Genomic DNA, 16,871 nt, shown 5'->3' with positions numbered 1-16,871 from the left:
TTAATATGAAGAAATTAATTTATATACTCGTTTTTCCGTTTTTAATACTTTCCTGTAAAGATATTCCAGAACAGGAGCGAGGTATTCCCGGGCCAGAGAAAGTTGAGAAGAAAAAGCCCAAAACCAATATAGATTCTATTGCGAAACATTTAAATGAAAAAGGTTATCAAACTTTTACCTACAAAGAGGGCGACAGCACTTATTTGATGCAGCAATATTATATGGTTTTTTTGAAAAAGGGAGAAAACCGCAACCAGGATTCTACTGAAGCGGCAAAACTGCAAAAGGAACACCTGGCTTATTTAAGCAAAATGGCACAAGAAGGCTACGCAAGCTTAATTGGCCCCTTTGGTGATGACGGGGATATTCGTGGAATTGCGGTTTATAATACGGCTACGCAGCAAGAAGCCGATAGTTTGGCAAAACAGGATCCTATGGTAAAAGCCGGTAGATTAAAAGTTGAAGTTCATCCCTGGTGGACCGCAAAGGGTGGAAAACTCGATTAAATCCAGACAAAATTCTTAAAAATTTGAATTATGAAGATTGAACAAGTTGATGAAATTAAGAAGGGCTTTTTTCAAGCTTTGGAAAATGAAAAAATTGCCGGGAAAGTAGAATATACCTGGGCAGGCCGAAGCAAGTTTATAATAGACCATACCGAAGTTGACCCCGATTTTAAAGGCCAAGGTATAGGCAAGAAATTAATAAAAGCTACTGTAGATTTTGCAAAAGAAAATAAGCTGAAGGTGATTCCGCTATGTCCTTTTGCAAAAAGTGTGATAGAAAAAGAACCCGAATTTCAGAAGGTTTTAGCTTAAAATAATTTCAAAAACATACATTGCTTCCCAGCTTTAGGTTTCTATTAGGAATTAGAATTAATAATATTTACAATTTCAGCTTTTTGTAAAACTCCAGATTGTCTCCAAAGTTGCTGGCCATTTTTAAATAGCATCATTGTGGGAACACCGCGCACCTGGTATTTTCCCGCCAATTCCTGGTTTTTATCTACATCTATCTTTACAATTTTTACGCCATCGCCCAATTCGGCCTTTACGTCTTTTAAAATTGGCGCCAGTGTTTTGCAAGGGCCACACCAGTCAGCATAAAAATCAACTAGAACAGGTTTTTCATCTTTTATAATATCACTAAAACTACTTTTCATTTTAATAAAATTTAAGCTTTCTTAAAGTTACTGAATTTACTCGATAATCGAGATTTAAATGCTACGAGGTTTGCCTCAAATCAAACTATTTTTCTTACAAAAAGTCCCGTGGGCTTGCTCCAGGTAGTGTACTGGCTTAGTCGAAATTAAATTTCAATCTCAACAAAAAAACAGCCCCAAAATTTAATTCTGGAGCTGTTTATTCAACAATTAACAAAACAAATTCAACACAATTTATTGCCAGCCTCCACCAAGGGCTTTATAAAGATTTACGATGGAATTCAATTTATTGTATTCAGCATTTATAAGGTTTAGCTGAGAATTTAAAGCATTTTCCCTTGCGGTTAATACTTCCAGGTAATTTATAAGACCGTTATTCAATAATTCTTCTGAATAGCCTGAAGCCTTATTGTAAGCTTCATATTCATTCTCAAGAATATCTATGCGTTCGGTACTTGCCTGGTAATTAGAAAGTGCATCTGAAACTTCCCTGCCGGCCACTAAAATGGCTTGTTTAAAGTTTAGTAAAGCTTCTTCTTGTTGTGCCTGCGAAACTTCGTACTGGGTTCTTATTTGCCGCTTATTAACAATTGGCTGCAAAAGCGAAGCACCCAAATTAGCAAAAAGGGAATTGGCATTTAATAATTTATCCAGTTCTAAACTTTGAAAACCACCTGAAGCGGTTAATGTAAGCGAAGGATAGAAGTTAGCGCGAGCCGCATTAGTAAGTTCAAAAGCATTAATTAATCCGTACTCGGCGGCAATCACATCTGGCCTATTTCTTAGGAGTTGTGAGGGCACTCCTGTATTCAACGGACTTACAATATTTTGTTGTGATAAATCAGTTCGTTCTATTTCCTGTGGCCCTGCGCCCAGTAGAATGGAAAATGAATTTTCCAGCAAGCGAATTTGGTTTTCAAGCTGCACTACTAAAGCCTCGGCTGTATGCAACTGCGCTTTGGTTTGTTGTACACCAACTTCAGTTACATTTCCGGCATCTTTAAGGGCCATTGTAGTTTCCAGGCTGCTTTTCCTGGTTTCCAGGGTTTCTTTTGCAATTCTAAGTTGCTCGTCCAGGCTTAGTAATTGATAATAATTATTAGCAATATTGGAAATAAGCTGAGTCTTTACCGCTTTATGAGCAGCTTCACTTTGTAGATAAGCTGCGGTAAAAGCACGATCGTTACTTCTTATTTTTCCCCAAATATCAGCTTCCCAGGAAAGATTTCCGGTAACGTCGTATTGGGTAATACTTCCGTCAAAGAAAGAACCAAACTGGCTGTTAGGAGATAAGATTTGATGATTTACGGCCGGCCCTGCACTTAGGGTAGGGAAATAACTCGCTTTCCCTTGTTTTACATAAGCTTCGGCTGCCAACATTTGCTGTATGGCAATGCGTATATCTATATTATTCTCCAGGCCTTCTTCAATATGGTTTTTCAGAATAGGATCGGTAAAAATTTCGGTCCAGGAAATAGTGGCCATATTTAAGGAATCCTGCGGAAGATTATCTGTTCTATACAATTCTTCAGAAATCTCTTCTATTTCAGGACGTTCGTAATCTTTGGCTGCAAAACAGGAAACCAATAAAAATGGTAAGGCTCCCCCAAGCAAAAGTTTATATATACTGTTCTTTCTCATTGTTATTCTTTTTCAGAAATTGATTTGTTTTCTGTTTTAGCTGCTTCTGGTATCCCGGTTATTTTTTCCTGTAAATGTTGGAAAATGATATAAAGAATTGGAATAATAAAAACTCCCAATATGGTACCAACTAATAAACCTCCAACAGCTCCCGTACCTATAGAGCGGTTACCTGCAGCACCTGTACCACCGGCAAAAACCAAAGGAAGTAAACCAATAATAAAGGCAAAAGAGGTCATTAAAATAGGTCTTAACCGCACTCTTGCACCCTCTAAGGCAGCATCTACAATAGAAAGGCCTGCCTGCCTTCGTTGCATGGCAAACTCTACAATAAGAATTGCGTTCTTAGCCAGCAGCCCCAGCAGCATTATTAAAGCAATTTGGAAATAAATATTTGCCTGAAGCCCTGTGAATTTAGTTACCAGGTAAGAGCCCATTACCCCAACCGGCAATGAAAGTAGCACTGCGAAAGGAATAAGGTAGCTTTCATATTGAGCTGAAAGAATGAAGTAAACAAACAGAATACTTAAAATCAAGATAAAAGTAGTCTGTGAACCTGCTGAAACTTCTTCCCTGGTAAGTCCGCTATAATCTACGCTAAAATTAGAGGGTAGTGATTCTGCACTTACTTCTTGTACTGCTGCAATAGCATCTCCAGAAGAATATCCCGGAGCCGGGGCACCGTTTATAGTTGCCGAGTTAAACAGGTTAAACCTGGTTACCGATTGCGGACCATAAACCCGTTTTAAGCTTACAAATTCACTTAAAGGCGCCATTTCTCCCTGGGAATTTCTTACAAATAGAGAATTTAAATCGTCGGTGCCGGCGCGATCTTCAGGTAAAGCCTGAACATACACACGATATTGTTTACCAAATCTAGAGAAATCTGCTGCGTAAATACTTCCAATATACCCTTGTAATGTTGAGAAGATGGTAGAAATATCCACGCCTGCTTCTTTAGCTTTCGGAATATTTAAATCCATTTCATACTGCGGATAATTTGTGTTGAAAGAACTTTGTGCATACTGAATTTCCGGTCTTTGGGAAAGCGCTGCAATATAATTTTGGGTTTGGGTATCCAGTTCCTGGAAACTACCACCTGATCTATCTAACAATTTAGCTTCAAATCCCCCTGAAACTCCAAAACCTGGAATACTGGGAGGAGAAAAGAATAGCATTTCAGCATCAGAAAATGAAGCGCCAATTTGAAATAATTGTCCCTGGATAGATTCTACCGATAGGTGATCTTCTTCACGTTCACTCCAGTCGTCTAATTTAATAAAACCAAGTGCATAGTTACTACCTGCTCCACCAATTAAACTATAACCATTTACTAAAGAAACACCCTGTACACCTTCTATTTGTTGTGCTTTTTTCTCTAATTCTGAAGTAATTCCCACGGTTCTGTCTAAAGAAGCACCGGCAGGTAATTCAACATTTACAAATAATATTCCGCGGTCTTCATCTGGTACAAAACCGGTTGGAGTAGTCTTAGCTCCCCAAAATATAGCAAGTACCGCAGCTACAAGGATTAGCCCTGTAATCCACTTATGTTTACTTAAAAATGAAAGGGAATTCACATACTTGTCAGTAGTTACTTTAAAAGCGGTATTAAACGAACTAAAGAAGCGCTGTAAAAAATTCTTTTTCTTATGTTCTTCGTCTTCACGATGTGGTTTTAAGAAAATGGCACAAAGCGCAGGACTTAAAGTTAAAGCATTAACTGCAGATATTGCAATAGCTACAATTAAAGTCACCCCAAATTGTTCATAGAAAACTCCTGTGGGTCCCGTGATAAAAGTTACGGGAATAAATACCGCTCCCATTACCAGCGTAATAGAAATAATCGCCCCGGTAATTTCGTCCATCGCTTTTCTTGTACCGCTTATGGCATCTTTAGCTCCTTCTTCCATTTTTGCATGTACGGCTTCTACTACTACAATAGCATCATCTACTACAATACCAATAGCCAGTACCAGCGCAAATAGCGTTAGTAAGTTTATAGAGTACCCAAACAGGTTTAAGAAAAAGAATGTACCAATTATGGAAACCGGTACCGCAATGGCAGGAATAAGGGTAGACCTAAAATCCTGAAGAAATATAAAAACTACAATAAATACCAGTATAAACGCTTCAATAAGCGTTAAAATCACTTTATCTATAGAAGCGGTAAGAAATTCGTTGGTATCAAAATTTATATATACCGAAAGCCCGGTTGGAAAATCTTCTTCCATTTCGTCCAGCTTCTGGTGAATATTTTCAATAATTTCCTGGGCATTAGAACCTGGCGTTTGGTAAACAGCCATATTCACTCCTGGCTTACCATTGGTATATCCAATAACATTATAACCTTCGGCATCCAGTTCAACTTCTGCAACATCGTCTAACCTTAGGTATTGCCCATTATCAAGGGCTTTAATAATAATATTTCGGTATTGATCTTCGTCCTGGTATCTTCCGCTATAACGCAGTACATATTCAAAAGCTTCAGCATTATTTTGACCTAAAGATCCCGCAGCAGCTTCCTGACTTTGCTCATTAATGGCTCCAATAACATCTGAAGGGATTAAATTATAAGCCGCTAATTTTTCAGGCTGAAGCCAGATTCGCATCGCATATTTCTTGGCGCCAAATACATTTACGTTCCCAACCCCGTTAATACGCTGTAATTCTGGAATCACGTTAATATTCAGGTAATTCTGAATAAAAGTTGCGTCATATTCTTCGTTGTCTGAAACCACGGTAAAGAACATCAATGCACTGGTTTGTTCTTTTTGCGTGGTTACCCCAGATTGGGTTACTTCCTGCGGCAGTAAAGGTGTAGCACGTGCCACACGGTTTTGAACGTTTACCGCGGCAATATCTGGATCTACTCCCTGGTCAAAAAATACCTGTATACTGGCACTACCGTTGTTACTGGCAGTAGAGGTAATATAATCCATTCCCTCAACCCCGTTTATTTGCTCTTCAATGGGAATAATTACACTCTCCAGTACTGTTTGAGCATTTGCCCCCGGGAAATTAGCCGAAACCTGAACCGTTGGAGGGGCAATATCTGGATACTGCGTTACAGGCAGTGTTGAAATTCCCAACACACCCAATACCACAATTATAATGGAAACGACCGTAGATAATACCGGTCTTTCTATAAATTTCTTTAGCATCTTAAAGTCTTATTTAAATACTGTATTAATAGAATTCGCAATACTATCAAAAGGAATTTCTTGCGGTTTTATTGGAGTGTTGTTTCTTAGTTTTGCCACGCCCTGAGCAACAATTTTATCGCCTTTTTTAAGGCCGGAAGCAACAACAATAAGATTATTTACTCTTGAAGTTTCTGTGATTGGTGTAGAAACGGCCAAACTATCACCCTGAACTTTGTAAACGTAAGTTCTTCCCTGTTGCTCATAACTTGAGATTTCGGGTACTACAATTACGTCTTCAAAAGTTTGTGGCACTCGAATCTTACCACTATTACCGTTAGATAATAGTTGATTTGGATTAGGAAATTTGGCCCTGAAGGTTACTGTACCTGTTGAAGGATCAATTTGTCCAGAAATTGTTTGAATTTTCCCTTTTTGTTCATATTCTTTACCATTGGCCAGAATTAAACTTACATCTGGGAAATTAGATATCTTTTCTTCTATACTGCTGCCCGAAGTTTCCTGAAGAAAACTCATATAATCTTTCTCGTTCATAGAAAAGAACGCATAAACCTCATCGGTTTGGGAAACCGTAGTAAGCGGTGTAGGGTCTCCGGGAGATACAAGTGCTCCATTTCGAAAATTAATATTACCTACATAACCATCTACCGGGCTTTTAATATTTGCATAATCAATATTTGCAGCTATACTGTTGTAGTTAGCCTGGGCCTGGGAGAGCTGTGCTTTTGCGGTTTGTAGTTGTACTCCACTAATAATATCTTTTTCAACTAAGGGTTTTAGTTTTTCAACTTCAACCCGGGCGGCATTTACATTTGCCTGGGCAGCTTCAGCATCACCCGATAAAGATTCTGTTTCAAGCTTAAAAAGCCTTTGTCCTTTTGTTACTTTTTCTCCTGCATCTACTAAAACATCTGTGATATAACCAGAAACTTTTGCTCTAACCTGACTGTTTACCACACCCTCTATACTGGTAGGATAGGAAGTGAAACCGGTAACTGTCTTTGTTTGTACTTCTAATACCGGGAGTGGTTGTGCACCCTGGCCCTGTGCTGCTTGCTGTTCTTCTTTCCCGTTAGAACAGGAAGTGAAAACGGCAGCACCTATAAACAGACTGAAATAAATTATCTTTTTCATTGCTTTTTATTGTAATTAATGGTTGTTGATGTTCTTCTTTAATTTATTAAGCGCTGCCGTTGCTTCATCTAAAAAGTCTAACAGGCTTTTTTGAAATTCCATATCAAAAGGCGGATCTTCTTTATTCAATTCGTTGCTCTTTTGCTTGTATTCCAGAACCTCTTTATGAATACATTTTTGAGCTTCCCACTTCGCGGTGAGCTCATCAATATGGTTTTCCATCAGGTCGGGTTTTACAATAAAATACCGCTTTCTGTCTCCAGATTTTGTGTAGTATTCAATACGGTTTGTTGTTTGAAGATGTTCTAAATGAGTAGAAACCGTACTTTTTCCGGCATTTAAATCTTTTACCAATTGCTCAAAAGTGATTCCTTTTTTACCGGTAACAATAAGCGTGGCAAAAATCCTGGCTGCAACCGGAGCTAACTGATGCTCTTTTTCAAACTGAACGCCCAATTTTTCAATTAAACGTGTTTTTTGTGCTTGTAAGTCCGTATTGTTCATTTTAATAAATTGAAGGCGCGAAATTAATATTTAGTTCCGAATAACCCGAACCAAATTTCTAAAAGGTTTGTTAAATTGCATCGGGAAGCGATTTTAGGAAGTTTAATTCGTCTGATTTTAGAACGAAGCCTGCGCGAATCATACTTCGGTTTTCTTCAAAATTAATAAGGCTTTCTGCATTTCCTTTATACCACTCCAGCATTACCTGGAAATTAGAAGAATTAAAAGGTTTATAAAGAAACCTGGTGCGCACCGTTCCATTCCAGTTTTTAATTCCCTTTCTAAGCATAAGATCTACCAGTAATTTTTCTGGAATTAAATTGTAAGTAAGGCTTATTTTTCCGTAGCCAACATAATCAATTAGCTCGGGATTATCCTTTTTATATTTAAATGGCAACCAGCCTTTTACACTAATTAAAAGGTTTTTATTTATCGCGGTGTGATAACTTAAAGAAAGAGAGTTCCAGCTTCGGGAATAAATACTATCCCGCCCGTTAGATTCGTGTTCCAACTGTAAATAGGCCATTCCGGCCAAATCATCATTTTTATTATATACTGGTTTTCCCAAGCCTACCCCCGGATTAAAATTAAGTTCGCGAAAGGGGCTTGAAAACTCATAAATATTCCAAAAAGCTTTTTGGGTATAAGTGAGAAACAAGTAGGTATCAAGCGGTAGGGTATTACGCGTAATTAATGCTTTAAAACTAATTTGATATTTTGCATCTGCAGATTTAGAATTGAGATCTTTATTTGTAGAAATTCCCGTGATAAAATAATTATCCTTATGAATAGAAAAAGTGGGCATATTTTCTATGGTATCGTTTATTTTTTCACGTGATAAACGTTGTGAAAAAACCTCTCCATAACAGAATATAAAGACCAATATTAGAATTACACCGTACTTATTTCTCATTTGTAAATTATTTAGAAGTTTGCAAAATTATAATTAGTTCGGAATTCTCCGAACTAACGAATTCTAAAATTGAGTTAAAAAAAAGCCCAACCGTTTAGGTTGGGCTTGTAAAGATCTTATTTCAAAGGTTATTCGCTATAGATTCCTATTTCCAGGTCGCCGTCTTGGTTCATTTTTGCACGGTACATCCCAGCGGTATTAAATTCCATGGAAACATTCCCATTACGATCTATAGCAATGATGCCACCGTTTCCTCCCAGTTCGGGATTTTTGTTTTGAATTACTTCTTTTGCAGCTTCAGCAAGGCTCATTCCTTTATATTCCATCATTGCTGAAATATCGTAGGCTACCACGCCCCGTATAAAAAACTCTCCCCAGCCGGTTGCTGAAATCGCTGCGGTTTTATTATTAGCATAAGTTCCTGCGCCAATTATGGGTGCATCTCCTATACGTCCCCATTTTTTATTAGTCATTCCGCCGGTTGAGGTTCCTGCGGCAAGGTTTCCATTTTTGTCTAAAGCGGCACAACCAACCGTACCAAATTTAGAATCTTTAATAAACGGATCTACAAATGCAGTTTTGCTATCGTGATCCAACTCTGTTTTTTCTGAATCTCTTGCTTTTAAACGTTCTAAACTTTTAAAGCGTTTCTCGGTATAAAAATATTTTGGGTCTACAATTTCCAAATTTCGTTCTTTAGCAAACTGTTCGGCGCCTTTCCCTGAAAGCATTACGTGCTCTGAATTTTTCATTACTTCCCAGGCGAGATTTATAGGGTTTTTCACAGTAGTTACTCCAGAAACTGCACCTGCATTTAGAGTTTCTCCTTCCATTATGGAAGCATCAAGTTCGTTTTTGGCATCATTTGTAAAAACGGCACCTTTCCCTGCGTTAAATAGCGGCGAATTCTCCATCACATTTATGGTTCGTTGTACGGCTTCTATCGCGGTACCGCCATTTGCTAAAATTTCGTGCCCGGTTCTTATGGCTTCTTCCAGCTTGGCTTTGTAAGCCTGTTCCAGAGAATCACTCATATTTTCTTTTAGAATTGTGCCGGCACCACCATGAATAACAATCCCAAAATTGCCTACGGAATCCTGAACTTTTTCAGCTTCGGGGGATTCATTTTTTTCTGAATCTTTTTCAATTGAAATATTACAGGCTAAAAAGAGAGAAAGACTGAATAAAAGGAATATTTTTTTCATATTGAGTGTGATTTTAAGTCGAAGATACGCATTTTGTTAAGTTTTTTATTTTGCGCCAGGGATAGCAGCGTAAAGCCCACAGGAGCCGATAGGCGACGAGGACTTGTAGCGTATAGCCCGTTAAGGTGCCCAAAAAGATAAGAAAATGGGGCATTTGTCTAAGCTTTAAGTTGTAATTTTAAGGAATATAAATTAGAAATCATGGCAGTAAATAAACCTTTTAATCTTAATAAATGGATTGACCAAAACCGGGAATCTCTTAAGCCGCCGGTGGGCAATCGAAATCTTTACAAAGAATCTGAAGATTATATTGTGATGGTGGTTGCAGGGCCAAATGCGCGCAAGGATTATCATTATAACGAAACCGAGGAGCTTTTTTATCAATTGGAAGGCGAAATTGAAGTACATATTCAGGAAGATGGTAAGAAAAAAACGATGAAATTAAGTCCTGGAGATATGTATTTGCATCCCGCAAAAGTGCCACATTCGCCGGTTAGAAAAGAAGGTTCTATTGGGCTGGTTGTAGAGCGAAAACGCGTGCAACTTGAAGGCAAAGATGGGCTATTATGGTTTTGCGATAATTGTAACCATAAATTATATGAAGTTTATTTTCCATTAGAAGATATTGAAAAAGATTTTTTAAAGCATTTTAAACATTTCTACGGAAGTAAAGAATTACGTACCTGTGATAATTGCGGGGAAGTAATGCCGGTAGATGAGCGTTTTGTAGCCGAAACGGAATAGCATAAAAATTTTATTATTTTAGCAGGAAACACACAAAAGAACAGATAAAATTTACAATTTAATGAGTGAAATAGCAGAAAAATTCGGAATTAAACAAGCTTTAAAAGATCTTGGTTTACAGGAAACCAATAATGGAACTTCTACCGGAAAAGATTTTTTTAGTAGTGGTGAAGTAATTGAATCTTATTCTCCGGTAGACGGTGCTTTAATTGGAAAAGTAAAAGCCACCACCAAAGAAGATTACGAAAAAGTAATTACTACTGCCACTGCAGGTTTTAAAGAATGGCGCACCTGGCCGGCACCTCAGCGTGGTGAAGTGGTTCGCCAGTTCAATGATGAATTAAGAAGATTAAAAGAACCTTTGGGGAAACTGGTTTCCTACGAAATGGGAAAATCTTACCAGGAAGGTTTGGGCGAAGTTCAGGAAATGATAGATATCTGTGATTTCGCAGTGGGACTTTCCCGCCAGTTACACGGATTAACCATGCATTCTGAACGCCCCGGGCATAGAATGTATGAGCAATACCACCCGTTAGGAATAGTTGGAATTATTTCGGCATTTAACTTTCCCGTAGCGGTTTGGTCATGGAATACCGCTTTAGCCTGGGTTTGTGGAAATGCTTGCGTTTGGAAAGGATCAGAAAAAACTCCGTTAACTTCTGTGGCCTGTCAAAATATCGCAGCAAGAGTTTTTGCTGAAAATAATGTTCCTGCAGGGATTTCTTCATTAATCACTGGCGATTATAAAGTTGGTGAAATGATGACCAACGATAAACGAGTGCCGTTAATTTCGGCTACCGGTTCAATTAGAATGGGAAAAATAGTTGCCCAGGCCGTGGCCGCAAGGTTAGGAAAATCACTTCTTGAATTAGGAGGAAATAACGCGATAATCGTAACGCCAGATGCCGATATTAAAAATACGGTGATCGGTGCGGTGTTTGGAGCCGTAGGAACCTGTGGGCAGCGTTGTACTTCTACCCGAAGATTGATAATTCACGAATCTATTTACGATAAAGTAAAAGATGCTATTGTAAAAGCTTATAAGCAATTGCGTATTGGAAACCCATTAGATGAAAATAATCACGTGGGGCCGCTTATTGATAAAGATGCGGTTAAAAATTATCAAAGCGCTTTAGATAAAGTTGTAGAAGAAGGCGGTACGATCTTATTTGAAGGCGGTGTTTTGGAAGGCGAAGGTTATGAAAGCGGATGCTATGTGAAACCAGCCATTGCCGAAGCAAAGAACGAGTTTAAGATCGTGCAGCACGAAACTTTTGCGCCGGTGCTTTATATTATGAAATATTCCGGAGATGTTTCTAACGCTCTGGAATTACAAAATGGGGTAGTGCAGGGACTTTCTTCAGCAATAATGACCAACAATTTAAGGGAGGCCGAGCGTTTTCTTTCGGTTGAAGGTTCAGATTGCGGGATTGCAAATGTGAATATTGGAACTTCAGGTGCTGAAATTGGCGGTGCTTTTGGCGGTGAAAAAGAAACCGGAGGCGGAAGAGAATCTGGTTCTGATGCGTGGAAAATCTATATGAGACGTCAAACCAACACTATTAATTATACCACTGAATTGCCATTGGCGCAGGGTATTAAATTCGATTTGTAGTATTTAATAATAGAATCGTCACCCTGAACTTGTTTCAGGGTCTAATGTGTAGATTATAAAAAACTTAGATTCTGAAATAATCCGCAGTTTCGGGAAAGAATGACGGAGTAGCTTAATTGGAATTATGAACAAAACCTCACAGCATTTAAAATCTGTGAGGTTTGTTTTTTCTCAGATTTTAGCATTTCCCTAATTAAACCTTCAATAATAATTTTATATTTTGTGGTCATCAAAAAAATAGACAATGAGTAAAATCGATAACGAAACAATTAAGAAAGAGCATAAAAAGCTTCAGGACGATTTTGAAGAAGAAGATATAGATGATGTACTGGAAGATGAAGATGCGATAAAATCTAAATTTGAAAATAAAGGAAAATTACAGCGTTATCTGGATGATGCGGTAATACTTTTTAGTTTGCTAAAAGATTATGCGAACGGGAATTACAGGGAAGTACCCTTTAACGTAATTGCAGCTATTGGAGGCGCTCTTCTTTATGTACTTTCGCCCATAGATCTAATCCCCGATTTTATTCCAATTATTGGTTATTTAGACGATGCTGCGGTAGTTGCTTTTTGTCTAAATCTCATAGAAAAAGATCTAATTTCTTATAAAATTTGGAAGAAACAGGAAGTGTAGTTTTAAAGATTTCTCACGAATAAATTCAAAAAAAAGACCTCACAGGTTTTCATAACTTGTGGGGTCTAATTTTTTTATAGACAAATTGCCTTAAATTCTTCCGTTAGGCTCAACCCATTTAAAGATATGCTGATCTTGCGGAACAGCCATACGGTCTGCAATTCTTCGCATTCTATCGGGCAATCTCATAAGATAATCCCTGGCTTTTTCAGCTTCATCGGTAAGGGAACGCATTTTATCAATTTCCCAGTATCCATTTAGTTTTTCAAGGATTTCAATATAATCGTAAGTGGTGTATACGCCAAGTCTTTGGGCTGCGTTAGAGAAGTTTTCAAAAGCTTCGGCAATTCCCTGTCCGCTTTCACGTAAAAACTGAGCTGGCATAACAATCTTTCTTTTCATCATATCGTGAAAAGCCAGCATCATTTGGCTGGGATCGTGTTCAAAGATGGTTTTTACAAATTCCCGGTAAGCCATATAATGTCTCATCTCGTCTCCGGCAATAATATTACACATTTTTCCCAGCATTTTATTGCCTTTTTTCTTAGCTAACTGGCCAACACGCTTATGCGAAATATTGGTTGCCAATTCCTGGAAACTGGTATATACAAAGTTCTTATAAGGATCACGCCCCGTTCCAATGTCAAAACCATCATTTATTAAATGTTGTGTGGTTTTTTCAATTTCACGCATATTTACCCTACCAGAGAGGTAAAGGTATTTGTTAAGCGTATCTCCGTGGCGGTTTTCTTCTCCGGTCCAGTGACGAACCCACTTAGACCAGGCGTTTTCTTCACCACGGCTTTTACCGTGTTGTTTTACCCCTTCCATGTCCATAAGCCAAGATTCGTAGGTTGGGAGGGCTTCTTCGGTAACCATATCGGCAACTAAAACTACCCAAAAATCGTATTCAAGTTCTTTTGCTTCTTCCCTAATTTGGGTAAGCTCATTCATATAATCCTCTCCCTGTAAATTTGGAAGTAAATCTGTAGGTTGCCAGATTTCTTCTACCGGGATAAGGTATTTTTCAATGAAACCGTCTACCTCTTTCTCAACGGTGTTCATTACTTCTAATCTAATATTATCGAGGGCCATTTTATGTGGATTGGAGCAGGTATTTTAGAAACCCTGCTGGGATTTATAATTATGCTACAAAAACTGTGTTTTAGTTTTTACTAATATAATTCAGCTTAAATAAAACTCAAAATCATTAAAGTACAAAGATATAAAGAGTAAAGGCGTTTTCTGGTAAAATCGTCTTAATTTCTACCTTCCTCCTCGGGATATAGCTTAAAAACTGGCTCACTTTGCCATATTTCCTTTGAATTTACATCTATAGCCGATAATTTTCCCATAAAAGCAGCGCCGGTATCTACATTCCAAATGTTTGCTTTTTTTACCGGGACATCTTCGTTAATTCGGGTAACCGGGGTATGGCCAATAAATATTTCATCAAAAAGTCTTAGGCGCTTTGGGTAATTTATATCATCTGGCTTTATATTTTTATCTAAAGAAAGTGCCATTTCCCATAGGGTTCTATCCCAGTAAAATCCGGTATCGTGGTATTCCTGTTCGGGACCATGTTGATTTGTAAACCCCGCGTGCACAAAAAGCCTGTTTTTTTTATCTACGTAATAATTAACCATCTGATTAAAAAACTCGATATGCGCTTTTATTTCTTCTGAAGAAAAATTTCTATACGCATCAATACTGGATTGCCCGCCGTGCTCCAGCCACTTTTCATTAAGCTCTCCAGATTCCAGCCAGCGATGAGTAAGATCGTCATGATTTCCCCGTATAAAAATACAGGTATTTTGCTTTGCGAATTCTATTAAATAGGAAACCACGTTTGCCGAATCACTCCAGCCATCTACATAATCGCCCAAAAAAATTAGTTCATCGTCTGGGGTGACTTCAATTTTTTTAAGCAGTTGTATTAATGCTTTTAATCCGCCGTGAATGTCTCCAATGGCAATACTTCTACCCATATTAATTGTATTTTACTTTTCTTAAAATTCGCATACTTTCCTTATAATAATTATAAACTTCCTGGCTGTATTCTTTTAAAAATGGTTTGGCTTCTTCCAGTTTGTCTATTGCCTGTGCAAAGTTATTTAAATAACAAAGTAAATAAGTTGAAGGCAAATTTTTGAGATCTTTTATTTGTTGTTTATTTAACGGAAGTTTCTTTTTAAGTCTTTCCAGAAGTTTATTGTTTGTGTTGTATATATGATAAAGTGTTTTCTTGTCGAATTCTGGTGGCTCAAATAGCAATTTGCTTTCTATCTCATAACTCACGCTGTCTTTAAAACGAATAGTTACCTCTTCTAAGGGATAAAACTGGTATTTATCGTGCAGTCCCAATTGTACATATTCCAGGATTTTAAATTGTTCTTCGGTAAGGCTAATACTCACCTGGTCCAAATCTGAATAAAACAATTTCACCTGTTCGTTTATTAATTCTATATCTACACGGGAGTAAAATGTTTCATTTTTTACCTGAATCTTTTTTCCGGCCCAACAAACCACAAAATATTCTTTAAAAACTTTATAAGTGGCGTTATAATCTTTTCTCTTCTGAAGAAAATCAAACACCCCGTCCAGGGTTAATTCTATATTATTATGGGAATGGTTTTCTATAGAATTTACCACTTCTGAATTCACATCGCTAATAGTAATATCAAAAACCTTGGGCATACTAATGCTCCCGTCTCTAAGAAAAACCGAGCCACCATAATATTTCCAAATGTTTTTTCTAAGCGAGCATATTTTTCCGTGGTTGGGCTTAATGGTCACCAGGCCAACCACAAGGTTTCCCGGCAAATGCGGAAAAGGAATATTTTCATAAGATATTAATGGCGGATTACTTAAATAAGCATTCACCAGGTTTTGAATTTTACTATCGTCAAAAAAATCGGTGCCAACAATACGGTTATCTTCGTCCTGGACTCCAATTACGATATAAGAATTGTTTTCAGGATTGGAATTAGAAAGTGCGCAAACGTGCTTTAAAAACTTGGCTTTTCCTTCGCGTTCGCCAATATTAAGCTTCAGCTTTTTATCATAAAAGCTATTCTCGTCGTTATGAGCGAGTAAGTTTTTTATTAAAAGCCGTTTGTTGATCATATTTACTTTGTCATTTCCGTGAAGACGGAAATCTCTTTAATTATTATCTATTCTTTTTCCCATTACATATCTGCGTTAAACCATATCATTTTTCAATATTTTTATTCCTAGGGTATTCCAAAAACTAAACCTATAAGGTTTTTAAAACCTTGCAGGATGTAAATCTCAAGAAATATTAATTTTTATTCACCGTAGTGCTGTTTGCTTGCGCGGTTGGCATCACTACTAAATCTGCAATATTTACGTGATAAGGCCGGGTTACCACAAACCTGATTATATCTGCGATATCTTCCGGGCGTAAAGCTTGAAATCCTTCATAAACACTTTTCGCTTTTTCGGAGTCGCCTTTAAATCTCACTTCGCTAAATTCTGTTTGAGTAAGCCCCGGGTTTACGGCGCCAACTTTAATTCCGTGTTTGTTGAGGTCTATACGCATTCCCTGGTTTAAGGCATCTACCGCGTATTTGCTTGCGCAATAAACATTTCCGTTAGGGTAGACTTCTTTCCCTGCGGTAGATCCAATATTAATAATATGCCCGGTTCCCTGGTTTATCATTTTTGGAAAAATTGCTTTGCTAATATATAGCAGACCTTTTACGTTAATGTCTAACATGGCATCCCAATCGTCTATATTTCCATCCTGTATGGGGTCTAAACCGTGTGCGTTTCCGGCATTATTTATTAGAATATCAATTTTGCTGAATTTCTCTGGAAGTCCATTTATTTTTTCAAAAACCGCAGCTTTGTCACGAATATCAAAACAAAGGGTATAAACCGCGACCCTTTTTGACAATTCTTTTTTTAATTCGTCTAAACGTTCTTCCCTTCTTCCACAGAGAATTAAATTAATGCCTTCTCTTGCAAAAGCATTGGCGGTAGCTTTTCCAATTCCACTGGTGGCGCCGGTAATTAGTGCAGTTTTCATAAGTTTTTCTAAGTTATAAAGCTTCTACAAGAAACTAGCTTAAATGTATAAATGCAATTTAAAATCCTGTTAAATTTAGTTAATCTAGTCATCTGGATAAA

15 protein-coding genes and 1 pseudogene are annotated in these 16,871 nt (G+C 37.7%); 5 read left to right on the top strand and 11 right to left on the bottom strand.

Going from position 1 to position 16,871, the window contains the following annotated elements:
* The first annotated feature begins 5 nt into the window (after positions 1-5).
* Positions 6-506, top strand: a complete 501-nt coding sequence (locus AO058_RS03745) for a YciI family protein (protein WP_075325304.1) — start codon at positions 6-8, stop codon at positions 504-506.
* A gap of 30 nt (positions 507-536) precedes the next feature.
* On the top strand, positions 537-818 hold the full coding sequence (locus AO058_RS03740) for a GNAT family N-acetyltransferase (protein ID WP_075325303.1): 282 nt from the start codon (positions 537-539) through the stop codon (positions 816-818).
* A gap of 44 nt (positions 819-862) precedes the next feature.
* Here AO058_RS03740 and trxA read toward each other — a convergent pair whose 3' ends face one another.
* The 7 genes from trxA to AO058_RS03705 form a co-directional block, all read right to left on the bottom strand.
* The gene (gene trxA / locus AO058_RS03735) at positions 863-1,162 is read right to left on the bottom strand and encodes a thioredoxin (RefSeq protein ID WP_075325302.1); all 300 of its coding nucleotides are present in this window, start codon (positions 1,160-1,162) and stop codon (positions 863-865) included.
* A 234-nt stretch (positions 1,163-1,396) separates the two neighbouring features.
* Positions 1,397-2,803 carry an efflux transporter outer membrane subunit gene (locus AO058_RS03730; RefSeq protein ID WP_075325301.1) on the bottom strand — a complete coding sequence of 469 codons (1,407 nt, stop codon included), beginning with the start codon at positions 2,801-2,803 and terminating at the stop codon, positions 1,397-1,399.
* A gap of 2 nt (positions 2,804-2,805) precedes the next feature.
* A complete protein-coding gene (locus AO058_RS03725; protein ID WP_057480987.1) occupies positions 2,806-5,967 on the bottom strand; it encodes an efflux RND transporter permease subunit in 3,162 nt (1,053 codons plus the stop codon).
* A 9-nt stretch (positions 5,968-5,976) separates the two neighbouring features.
* On the bottom strand, positions 5,977-7,101 hold the full coding sequence (locus AO058_RS03720; RefSeq protein ID WP_057480988.1) for an efflux RND transporter periplasmic adaptor subunit: 1,125 nt from the start codon (positions 7,099-7,101) through the stop codon (positions 5,977-5,979).
* Between the two features lie 15 nt (positions 7,102-7,116).
* On the bottom strand, positions 7,117-7,605 hold the full coding sequence (locus AO058_RS03715) for a GbsR/MarR family transcriptional regulator (RefSeq protein ID WP_057480989.1): 489 nt from the start codon (positions 7,603-7,605) through the stop codon (positions 7,117-7,119).
* A gap of 70 nt (positions 7,606-7,675) precedes the next feature.
* Positions 7,676-8,518 (bottom strand): phospholipase A, encoded by an 843-nt coding sequence (locus AO058_RS03710; protein WP_057480990.1) that lies wholly within the window; start codon positions 8,516-8,518, stop codon positions 7,676-7,678.
* A 128-nt stretch (positions 8,519-8,646) separates the two neighbouring features.
* On the bottom strand, positions 8,647-9,723 hold the full coding sequence (locus AO058_RS03705; protein ID WP_075325300.1) for an isoaspartyl peptidase/L-asparaginase family protein: 1,077 nt from the start codon (positions 9,721-9,723) through the stop codon (positions 8,647-8,649).
* 201 nt (positions 9,724-9,924) lie between these two features.
* Here AO058_RS03705 and AO058_RS03700 point away from each other — a divergent pair, with 201 nt between their 5' ends.
* From AO058_RS03700 to AO058_RS18615, 3 genes and pseudogenes are all read left to right on the top strand, one after another.
* The gene (locus AO058_RS03700; protein ID WP_075325299.1) at positions 9,925-10,467 is read left to right on the top strand and encodes a 3-hydroxyanthranilate 3,4-dioxygenase; all 543 of its coding nucleotides are present in this window, start codon (positions 9,925-9,927) and stop codon (positions 10,465-10,467) included.
* A 61-nt stretch (positions 10,468-10,528) separates the two neighbouring features.
* A complete protein-coding gene (amaB, locus tag AO058_RS03695; protein WP_075325298.1) occupies positions 10,529-12,082 on the top strand; it encodes an L-piperidine-6-carboxylate dehydrogenase in 1,554 nt (517 codons plus the stop codon).
* A gap of 463 nt (positions 12,083-12,545) precedes the next feature.
* Positions 12,546-12,650 (top strand): annotated as a pseudogene (locus AO058_RS18615) (YkvA family protein); the annotation flags it as partial.
* Positions 12,651-12,809: 159 nt separating this feature from the next.
* Here the strand turns inward: AO058_RS18615 and AO058_RS03685 are convergent.
* The 4 genes from AO058_RS03685 to AO058_RS03670 form a co-directional block, all read right to left on the bottom strand.
* Positions 12,810-13,814: an acyl-ACP desaturase gene (locus AO058_RS03685; RefSeq protein WP_075325296.1), complete on the bottom strand. Its 1,005-nt coding sequence runs from the start codon at positions 13,812-13,814 to the stop codon at positions 12,810-12,812.
* Positions 13,815-13,978: 164 nt separating this feature from the next.
* Positions 13,979-14,707 carry a metallophosphoesterase family protein gene (locus AO058_RS03680; protein WP_075325295.1) on the bottom strand — a complete coding sequence of 243 codons (729 nt, stop codon included), beginning with the start codon at positions 14,705-14,707 and terminating at the stop codon, positions 13,979-13,981.
* Position 14,708: 1 nt separating this feature from the next.
* Positions 14,709-15,845, bottom strand: coding sequence for an ATP-binding protein (locus AO058_RS03675; protein WP_075325294.1), 1,137 nt, complete (start codon positions 15,843-15,845; stop codon positions 14,709-14,711).
* Positions 15,846-16,020: 175 nt separating this feature from the next.
* Complete coding sequence (locus AO058_RS03670; protein ID WP_075325293.1) at positions 16,021-16,770, bottom strand: SDR family NAD(P)-dependent oxidoreductase; 750 nt, start codon at positions 16,768-16,770, stop codon at positions 16,021-16,023.
* Positions 16,771-16,871 lie beyond the last annotated feature (101 nt).

This window comes from Salegentibacter sp. T436, from assembly GCF_001932675.1.
GTDB classification, from domain to species: Bacteria; Bacteroidota; Bacteroidia; order Flavobacteriales; family Flavobacteriaceae; genus Salegentibacter; species Salegentibacter agarivorans.
This window is presented reverse-complemented; position numbering and strand designations above follow the sequence as displayed.